Below are 8,928 nucleotides of genomic sequence, written 5' to 3'. Positions count from 1 at the left end.
CAACCATTATAATTCAAACGAGATTCTTCGAAAGGTGAATGGAGTTCAGAAGTGTGCTATTCCGATCTCCGGGAGCGATGCTCCCGGACCCGGCCCGGCCGTTTGACTGCCGACGCTACGCGCTACGCGCGCCGCCGCGTCAGTTGTCGTCCTCGTCGATGAGGAACCCGCGCATGGGGCTCGGCGCCTGCTGCATCGGCTGCGGGCTCTGCGGCCGCACCGGTGCCATCGGCTGGGTCATCGCGGGGGACATCTGCTGCTGGCCACCGTAGGACGGCGCGCCGCCGCCCTGGGTGTGGCCGCCCATGGGCTGGTTGCCGCCCATGGTGTGGCCGCCCATCGCGCTCGCGCCGGCCGAGGCCATGGAGCCCGTCATGGACGGGGACGGCGGCAGCGAGGCGGTCGCCGGGGTGCGCGGCGGGGCCAGCGAGTCGTCGGCCTGGTTCTCCAACTGGCGCAGCTGGCTCTCCAGGTACGACTTCAACCGGGTGCGGTACTCGCGCTCGAAGCCGCGCAGGTCCTCGACCTTGCGCTCCAGCGTGGCGCGAGCGGACTCCAGCGAGCCCATCGCGACGCGGTGCTTTTCCTGCGCGTCCCGCTCCAGCGCGTCGGCCTTGGCGCGGGCGTCGCGCTCCAGGCCCTCGGCGCGGCTGCGGGCCTCACCGACGATCTTGTTGGCCTCGGAACGGGCCTCCGCGATCGCCTGGTCGGCGGTCTGCTGCGCGAGCGAGAGCACGCGCGCGGCGCTGTCGCCGCCCGGGCCCTGGCCCGGCTGCGGCAGCTGCGGGCCGCCGGGGCCGCCCATCGGACCGCCCATGGGGCCGCCCTGGCCCATCGGACCGCCCTGACCCATCGGGCCACCCTGGCCCATAGGCCCACCCTGACCCATCGGACCGCCCTGACCCATAGGACCGCCCTGACCCATCGGGCCACCCTGACCCATAGGCCCGCCCTGACCCATAGGCCCACCCTGGCCCATGGGACCGCCCTGGCCCATAGGTCCGGGACCACCCGGACCCATCGGACCCGGTCCGCCCTGGCCCATGGGGCCCGCCGGCAGCTGCGGGGCACCGCCCGGAAGTTGGGGCGGGCCACCCATCTGCTGCTGGCCGGGCGGCACGGGCTGCGGTCCGGATATGGCGGCGGGGACGGGGGCGCCGGGTCGCTCCTGCTGTTCCGGCGGTTTACGCATGTTCTGTTGCTGACTCTGCGCGGCGGCCCGGGTCGCGGCGGCCAGCTTGGCCCGCAGATCCTCGTTTTCACGCAGCAGACGGGTCAGTTCGGCTTCGACCTCGTCGAGGAAGGCATCGACCTCGTCCTCGTCATAGCCTTCTCGGAGGCGGACGGTCGTGAACTGCTTGTTCCGCACGTCCTCGGGGGTCAACGGCATCTCTAACTCACCTCAACGTAGTCGTCGGCAATCGGCAAGACCGTATCGTTCACACGCTGCTCGCAAAATTGCGCACGACGTTGATCAGGATCCAGACGATGATCATCAGAACGAAGAAGGACAGGTCGAGCGCCACACCCCCGAGCTTCAGCGGCTTGATGAACCGCCGCAAGAGCTTCAGTGGCGGATCGGTGACAGTGTAGGTGGCCTCCAGGATGACCACCATCGCCTTGCCGGGTTGCCATGAGCGGGCGAACTGGAAGACGTAGTCCATCACCAGCCGGAAGATCAGCACGATCAGGAAGCAATACAGCGCGATGTAGATCACCTGCAGTGCGATGTCCATCCCGCCGGTCCCTCTCCCCTTGTTCGTGCCCGGCCGTACGGCCTGTGGATGACTCGGTGTTGCCGTGTTGCGTCTCAGCTTTGGTTGAAGAACCCGCCCTCTGCGATACGGGCCTTGTCCTCCGCCGTGACATCGACGTTAGCAGGAGACAACAGGAACACCTTCTGAGTCACCCGCTCAATGCTCCCATGGAGGCCGAAGACGAGTCCGGCCGCAAAGTCGACAAGTCGCTTCGCGTCCGTATCGTCCATCTCCGTCAGATTCATGATCACCGGAGTGCCCTCACGGAAGTGTTCCCCGATAGTACGGGCCTCGTTGTAGGTCCTGGGGTGCAGCGTGGTGATGCGGTACGGCTCTCGCTCGGACACGACCTTGGGCATGATCACCGGCGCGTTCTTCTCCAAGTTCTGGCGTTCAGGTGTGATGGATGCCACGGGGGCGATTCGCGCGGGTCGTCCGGTTTCCGCTGTGAGCGGGGCGGGTTCACGCTGCGCCGGAGGATGGACGACTCGTACAGATTCGCTCCTCTCCGGCCTCGGCTCGGTTTCCGCCACCTGATGCCTGCGACGATCCCGGTCGGGCTCCGGTTCGGGCTCGAACTCGTCGTCGGGGTCGAATCCCCGGCCGTCGTACCCATCGTCCTCCACGAGGCCGAGGTAGACCGCCATCTTGCGCATCGCGCCGGCCATTCTCTGCGTCCTCCGCTCTGTGGTGGATCGGCTCCGCCACCGGATGCCTTGGATCCACGCGGCCTGCCCGCCTTTTGGCGGGAATGACCATATTTTCTGCTGTGGTCCGACTTCTTCGCGACGTTACCGGAGCCTGGGTCGGACTCCGAGCACCGCCGTGCCGACGCGCACATGTGTCGCTCCGGCCGCAACCGCGTCCTCGAGATCCGAGCTCATCCCCGCCGAGACCATGTTCGCAGCAGGATGGGCCACGCGCAGGCTGGATGAGATTTCCATCAGCCGATCGAAGGCGGCCCGAGGCCGCCCCGTGTACGGTCCGGCCAGCGGGGCCACCGTCATCAGCCCGTCCAGCCGCAGCCCCTGAGCCTCCGCCACCGCCTCGGCGAGCGCCTCCACTCCGTCCGGCGCGACACCTCCCCGCTCTCCCTGTTGCCCCGACTCGGCGTCGAGGGCCACCTGAATCAGACAGCCGAGTTCTCGGCCGGCTGCCGCCGCCGCGCGTGACAGCGCGTCGACCAGCCGCTTGCGGTCGACGGATTGCACCATATCGGCATAACTGGCCACCGATCGCACCTTGTTGGTCTGCAATTGCCCGACAAAGTGCCAAATCAGCGGAAGGTCGGCGCATTCGGCCGCTTTCGGGGCGGCGTCCTGGTCGCGGTTCTCCGCCACATGGCGAACGCCGAGTTCCGCGAGCAGCCGGACATCGCTCGCCGGGTAGGTCTTGGTCACCACAATCAACGTGACTTCTTCACGTTTGCGGTCGGCAGCCGCACAAGCCGCGGAGATACGTTCCTCCACGCGTGCGAGATTTTCGGCCAGTTCCGTTCTGCGATCCGTCACAGCTCAGCCGTCCAACCAGACATAACTCGCGAGCCGCCCGGTGGTGCGCTCGCGCCGGTACGAGAAGTGGTCCGCGGATTCCAGCGTGCAGATATGGGGGTGATCCCCCACCGGCACGCCCGCGCGCACGAGTTGGGAGCGCGCTCCGGCGGGCACATCCACCGCGGGGGTGCCCCAACTGGTCTCGGCCCACGCCCCGGGCACCGTCTCGGCGACCTCGGCGCGCATCTCGGCCGGGACCTCGTAGCAGCGGCCGCAGACCGAGGGGCCGGTGCGGGCGAGAATCCGGGCGGGGTCCGCGCCCAGTTCGGTCATCGCCCGGACCACGGCGGGCACGACCCCGGCGACCAGGCCCGGCCGCCCGGCGTGCGCCGCCCCGGCGACCCCGGCCACCGGATCGGCCAGCAGCACCGGGGTGCAGTCGGCGGTGAGGACGGCGAGTGCGAGCCCCCGACGCGCCGTCACCACCGCGTCGACCGCCGGGACCTCGCGGTCACCCCACGGCCCGTCGACCACGGCCACATCCCGGCCGTGCACCTGGTTCATCCATACGACCTCGGCCGGGTCCAGGCCCAGTGCCTTGGCCGCCAGCTCGCGGTTGGTCCGGACGGCCGCGGGGTCGTCGCCGACCGCGCCGCCGAGGTTGAGCTCGTCATACGGAGCGGCGCTCACCCCGCCCCACCGGTCGGTGAAGGCGAAGTGCGCGCCGCTCGCGTCGTGCTGTTGCGCTATCACTTCTGGATCGCTTCAGGATCGCCGTGGAGCCATGTCGGCACGGCTCACTTGAGGAAGTCCGGCACGTCCAGCTCCTCGGCCTGGCTGTCCGAGTACGGACGGGCCGGCGGGACCTGGTGGGTGGGCATCGGGGCCGGCGGGACCTCGGCGACGGGGGCCGGCTCGGGCGCGGACTCCTCCTCGCGCGGGGTGACGCTGCCGAGCCCGCCGAAGGACGGCCGGCTGCCGGTGTCGGAGGACGAGCGGCCGACGCTGGAGCCGACCGAACCGAGGCCCTCGTCGCGGCTGCCGCCGCCGTAGGAGCCGAGCACCTTGTCGCGGTTCTTGGCCGGCGGCTGACCGCCGTCGAAGCCCGCCGCGATGACGGTGACCCGGACCTCGTCGCCGAGCGCGTCGTCGATCACCGCACCGAAGATGATGTTGGCCTCGGGGTGCGCGGCCTCGCTCACCAGCTGGGCGGCCTCGTTGATCTCGAACAGGCCGAGGTCGGAGCCGCCGGAGATGGAGAGCAGCACGCCGCGCGCGCCGTCGATGGAGGCCTCGAGCAGCGGCGAGGAGATCGCCATCTCGGCGGCGGCCACCGCGCGGTCGTCGCCGCGGGCCGAGCCGATGCCCATGAGCGCCGAGCCGGCCTCGGACATCACCGACTTGACGTCCGCGAAGTCGAGGTTGATCAGGCCCGGGGTGGTGATCAGGTCGGTGATGCCCTGGACGCCCGACAGCAGCACCTGGTCCGCCGACTTGAACGCGTCGAGCACGCTCACCTGGCGGTCCGAAATGGACAGCAGCCGGTCGTTCGGAATCACGATGAGGGTGTCGACCTCGTCGCGCAGCCCGGCGATGCCGTCCTCGGCCTGATTGGCGCGGCGACGGCCCTCGAAGGTGAACGGACGGGTGACCACGCCGATCGTCAGTGCGCCCAGCGAGCGGGCGATGTTGGCGACGACGGGGGCGCCGCCGGTGCCGGTGCCGCCGCCCTCGCCCGCGGTGACGAAGACCATGTCGGCCCCCTTGAGGACCTCCTCGATCTCCTCGCGGTGGTCCTCGGCGGCCTTGCGGCCGACGTCGGGATTGGCGCCGGCGCCGAGGCCGCGGGTGAGCTCACGGCCGACGTCGAGTTTGACGTCCGCGTCACTCATCAGCAGGGCCTGCGCATCGGTGTTGATCGCGATGAACTCGACGCCCTTGAGCCCGACCTCGATCATCCGGTTGATGGCATTCACGCCACCGCCGCCGATGCCGACGACCTTGATGACTGCGAGGTAGTTCTGCGGTGCTGCCACGTCGAAGGCCTCTCGCCTCGAGTTACGTGTCGTCACCCCGCTGTTGCCGCGGTGCGCCGACTGATGCCGAATGGGACGGTTCTGATCGCCGACCCCAACCCTAACGCTGAAGTTTAGGGTTACCAGTGCCTCTGTTTCCTGGAGTCTTCGGAACAGGACACTAAGTCGACAAGTGGCGCGCGTTCAACGAACACGCCGAACCTCCCGTTTTTCTTTTCACCCTATGTGATCACCCAGCGGGCAAGCCAACCAGGGTCCTGGCCTGCCGCTATGTACGTCAACTATGCGACACGGCGGGAGCCGTCGGCGCCTGGACGTCGTAGCGCTCCGCGTCCGGCACCGCCTTCATGAGCGCGGTCAGCGTCTTGGCCTTCGCCGCCCCCCGCTCGGAGCTCCCCCAGGCGACCTTGCGGCCCCGGGTCAGCCCCAGCGTGATCGAGTCATAGGACCTGACGCGCACGGTGAGCGTGTCCGCCCGGACCGTCTCGGGCAGTTGAGCGAGCACGCCGACCGCCTCGCGGCGCAGCCTGGCCGCCCCGAAATGGCGCGAACTCGGCGACCGGTCCGCCTCCACTTCCAGCAGCGGAACGCCCTTCACGGCCTGTGGGACGGTCGCGAACAGCACGCCGTCCTCGTCCACTTCGACGTACTTGCCGCTCTTCTCGACCAGCGCCTCGGGCCGGCGCTCGGTCACCCGTACGGCGATGGTGTGCGGCCAGGAGCGCGAGACGTCCACCTCCGCTATCCGCGGCAGCCGCTCGCGCAGCCTGCGCTCGGTGGCGTCGGTGTCCACCGCGGCCAGGGGCTCGTCCAGCGGGACGGAGGCGGCCCGGCGTACCTCTTCCGGGGTCAGGGCGGCCGTGCCGCTGACGTTCACCCGCTCGACCCGCAGCCAGCTCGACCCGTACAGCAGCCAGGTGACCCCGGAGCCGAGGACCGCGACCGTCACCGCCGTCACCAGCAGGGTGCGGCGGCGGGGCAGCCGGAGGCGGCGGCGCGCCTTGATGACGGGCGGGGGCGGACCGGGCGGCGGCGTCCGTCGGGCACCGCTCCTGGCGGTCGTCGCTCCGGCCACGCTTCGCGCCTTTCTCTCCGGTTCCCCCCGGCCCCACCTCTCCGGCCGAGGGCCCCGGAGGTCACCCTCCGGGGCGGCCCCGCGTACGCCCTAGCGGCGTGCCGCGATCGCCTCGTACACCATGCCGACCAGCAGCTCGTCGGCGTCCCTGCGGCCGAACTCGGCGGCGCGCCGGGACATCTCGTACAGCCGGTGCGGGTCGCCGAGCACCGGGAGCACATTGCCCTGCACCCACTCGGGGGTCAGCTCCGCGTCGTCGACCAGCAGCCCGCCACCGGCCTTGACCAGTGGCTGGGCGTTGAGCCGCTGTTCGCCGTTGCCGATGGGCAGCGGGACATAGGCGGCCGGCAGCCCGACGGCGGACAGCTCGGCGACGGTCATCGCGCCCGCGCGGCAGAGCATCATGTCCGCCGCGGCGTACGCGAGGTCCATCCGGTCCACGTACGGTACCGGGACATAGGGCGGCATACCGGGCATGTTGTCCACGCGCGGCATTTCGTTTTTCGGTCCGACCGCGTGCAGGATCTGGATTCCGGCCCGCTGGAGGAACGGGGCGACCGACTGGACCACCTCGTTGAGCCGGCGGGCACCCTGCGAGCCGCCGGAGACCAGCAGCGTCGGCAGGTTCTGGTCGAGCCCGAAGGCGGCGCGCGCCTCGGGGCGGACCGCCGCCCGGTCGAGGGTGGCGATGGTGCGGCGCAGCGGGATGCCGACGTAGCGGGCGCCGCGCAGCTTGCTGTCCGGGGTCGAGACCGCGACGAACTTGGCGTAGCGGGAGCCGATCTTGTTGGCGAGGCCCGGCCGGGCGTTGGCCTCGTGGACGATGATGGGCACACCGAGCCGCTTCGCGGCCAGATAGCCGGGCAGCGCCACATAGCCGCCGAAGCCGACCACGCAGTCGGCCTTGGTGCGCTCCAGGATCTGCTCGGCGGCCTTGATCGTGCCGCGCAGCCGCCCGGGGACGGTGATCAGCTCGGGGGTCGGCTTGCGCGGCAGCGGTACGGCGGGGATCAGCCCCAGTTCGTAACCCCGCTCGGGCACAAGCCGGGTCTCGAGCCCCCGCTCCGTGCCGAGCGCTGTGATCCCCACGGTCGGATCCTGCCTGCGCAGGGCGTCCGCGAGGGCGAGCGCGGGCTCGATGTGGCCGGCGGTCCCCCCACCGGCGAGTACGACATGCACCGAAATTCACCGCTCTCCGGACGGCCGCTTCTTGACGCGCCGTCTCATCGTCTTCCGTCTCACCCGAGCCAGCTTCTTCCACAAAGCAGGCTGCCGCATGGCCAGTGCCGCCCGCGCGCTCGGCTCCGCTCGCGCGAAGGCGATCAGCAGGCCGATCGCGAACATGGTCGGCAGCAGGGCGGACCCTCCGTAGGAGAACAGCGGGAGCGGGACCCCGGCGATCGGCAGCAGACCGAGCACCGCACCGATGTTGACCACGGCCTGGGCCGTGATCCAGGTGGTCACGCCTCCCGCGGCATACCTCACGAAGTGGTCCTCCGTGCGTCCGGCCACGCGGATACCCGCATAGCCTAGAGCCGCGAAGAGGACGAGGACCGACAGCGTCCCCGCAAGACCTAGTTCCTCCCCGGTAATGGCGAAGATGAAGTCGGTGTGCGGTTCGGGTAGTTCGCCCCATTTTTCCATACTTGCTCCGAGTCCGGAGCCGAACCAGCCGCCATTGGCCAGGGCGTAGATCCCGTGCACCGCCTGCCAGCACTGATCATTATGACCGGGCTCGGTGGCCCCGATGCAGGCGAGCCGGGACATCCGGTTGGCGCTGGTCTTGATCAGCAGCACGCCGATCGCCACGGCGAAGGCGAGCACCCCGCCGAACAGCCGGGTGGGGGCGCCGGCCAGCCACAGCAGGCCGAAGAGGATCGCGGTGAGGATGATCGCGGTGCCCATGTCCCCGCCCAGCATGATCAGGCCGAGCAGAATGGCCGCCGCGGGCACCAGCGGGACCAGCAGATGCTTCCACTGGCCCAGCAGCCGCTTGTCCTGCTTGCGGGCCAGCAGATCGGCCCCCCACAGCACGAGCGCGAGCTTGCCGAACTCGCTCGGTTGCAGCATGAACGGGCCGCCGAAGGAGATCCAGTTCTGGTTGCCGCCCACCGCCACCCCTATCCCCGGCACCTGGACCAGGCACATCAGGAAGACCGACACGGCCAGGAGGGGATAGGCGAAGGCGCGGTGCAGCTTGATGGGCATGCGCACGGCGAGCAGTAGCAGCACGCCGCCCAGCGCGGCGGCGAACAGCTGCTTGCGGAAGAAGTAGGAGGGGGCAAGACCCGACTGGAGCGCCTTGATCTGGGAGGCTGAGTAGACCATCACCAGGCCCAGCACGAGGATCAGCAGGCTACCGCCCATGATCAGGTAGTAGGCGGTCAGCGGCCGGTCCCAGGCCCTTCTGACCCGCGTCTGCGCCCCGCGCACCGCCTCCAGCACGCTCCCGCGGGTGGGGCGGCGGGACGGGCGGGGGGCGCCCGGCCCGCGCCGGGGGCGGGTGAGGCGCATGGCCCGCTCGCGCGTGGCCGACCGGGCCCGGGGGGCCGCCCCCTTGCTCGCCG

General features: G+C 70.1%; 9 protein-coding genes. All 9 read right to left on the bottom strand.

Annotated elements, in window-relative coordinates:
* Positions 1-139: 139 nt before the first annotated feature.
* The 9 genes from ABTY62_RS25705 to ftsW all read right to left on the bottom strand — a co-directional run bounded on the left by ABTY62_RS25705 (position 140) and on the right by ftsW (position 8,875).
* Positions 140-1,390: a DivIVA domain-containing protein gene (locus ABTY62_RS25705; RefSeq protein WP_352131774.1), complete on the bottom strand. Its 1,251-nt coding sequence runs from the start codon at positions 1,388-1,390 to the stop codon at positions 140-142.
* Between the two features lie 49 nt (positions 1,391-1,439).
* Positions 1,440-1,736 (bottom strand): YggT family protein, encoded by a 297-nt coding sequence (locus ABTY62_RS25700; RefSeq protein ID WP_311724749.1) that lies wholly within the window; start codon positions 1,734-1,736, stop codon positions 1,440-1,442.
* Between the two features lie 74 nt (positions 1,737-1,810).
* Complete coding sequence (locus tag ABTY62_RS25695; RefSeq protein WP_352131773.1) at positions 1,811-2,425, bottom strand: cell division protein SepF; 615 nt, start codon at positions 2,423-2,425, stop codon at positions 1,811-1,813.
* A 123-nt stretch (positions 2,426-2,548) separates the two neighbouring features.
* Complete coding sequence (locus ABTY62_RS25690) at positions 2,549-3,268, bottom strand: YggS family pyridoxal phosphate-dependent enzyme (RefSeq protein ID WP_352131772.1); 720 nt, start codon at positions 3,266-3,268, stop codon at positions 2,549-2,551.
* Positions 3,269-3,271: 3 nt separating this feature from the next.
* Entirely contained in the window at positions 3,272-4,003 is a 732-nt protein-coding gene (gene pgeF, locus ABTY62_RS25685; RefSeq protein ID WP_352131771.1) for a peptidoglycan editing factor PgeF, read from the bottom strand.
* A 44-nt stretch (positions 4,004-4,047) separates the two neighbouring features.
* Positions 4,048-5,286, bottom strand: a complete 1,239-nt coding sequence (ftsZ, locus tag ABTY62_RS25680; protein WP_311724745.1) for a cell division protein FtsZ — start codon at positions 5,284-5,286, stop codon at positions 4,048-4,050.
* A 277-nt stretch (positions 5,287-5,563) separates the two neighbouring features.
* Positions 5,564-6,361 carry a cell division protein FtsQ/DivIB gene (locus tag ABTY62_RS25675; protein ID WP_352131770.1) on the bottom strand — a complete coding sequence of 266 codons (798 nt, stop codon included), beginning with the start codon at positions 6,359-6,361 and terminating at the stop codon, positions 5,564-5,566.
* A 90-nt stretch (positions 6,362-6,451) separates the two neighbouring features.
* On the bottom strand, positions 6,452-7,540 hold the full coding sequence (gene murG, locus ABTY62_RS25670) for an undecaprenyldiphospho-muramoylpentapeptide beta-N-acetylglucosaminyltransferase (protein ID WP_352131769.1): 1,089 nt from the start codon (positions 7,538-7,540) through the stop codon (positions 6,452-6,454).
* A gap of 6 nt (positions 7,541-7,546) precedes the next feature.
* Positions 7,547-8,875, bottom strand: a complete 1,329-nt coding sequence (ftsW, locus tag ABTY62_RS25665; protein ID WP_502997519.1) for a putative lipid II flippase FtsW — start codon at positions 8,873-8,875, stop codon at positions 7,547-7,549.
* Positions 8,876-8,928 lie beyond the last annotated feature (53 nt).

This window comes from Streptomyces sp. NPDC097640 (assembly GCF_040302705.1).
Taxonomy (GTDB): Bacteria; Actinomycetota; Actinomycetes; order Streptomycetales; family Streptomycetaceae; genus Streptomyces.
This window is presented reverse-complemented; position numbering and strand designations above follow the sequence as displayed.

Coding starts and splice junctions, on each gene's coding strand:
- ABTY62_RS25695 (WP_352131773.1), bottom strand. CDS start 2,425: ATGGCCGGCGCGATGCGCAAGATGGCGGTCTACCTCGGCCTCGTGGAG.
- ABTY62_RS25705 (WP_352131774.1), bottom strand. CDS start 1,390: ATGCCGTTGACCCCCGAGGACGTGCGGAACAAGCAGTTCACGACCGTC.
- ABTY62_RS25700 (WP_311724749.1), bottom strand. CDS start 1,736: ATGGACATCGCACTGCAGGTGATCTACATCGCGCTGTATTGCTTCCTG.
- ftsW (WP_502997519.1), bottom strand. CDS start 8,875: ATGCGCCTCACCCGCCCCCGGCGCGGGCCGGGCGCCCCCCGCCCGTCC.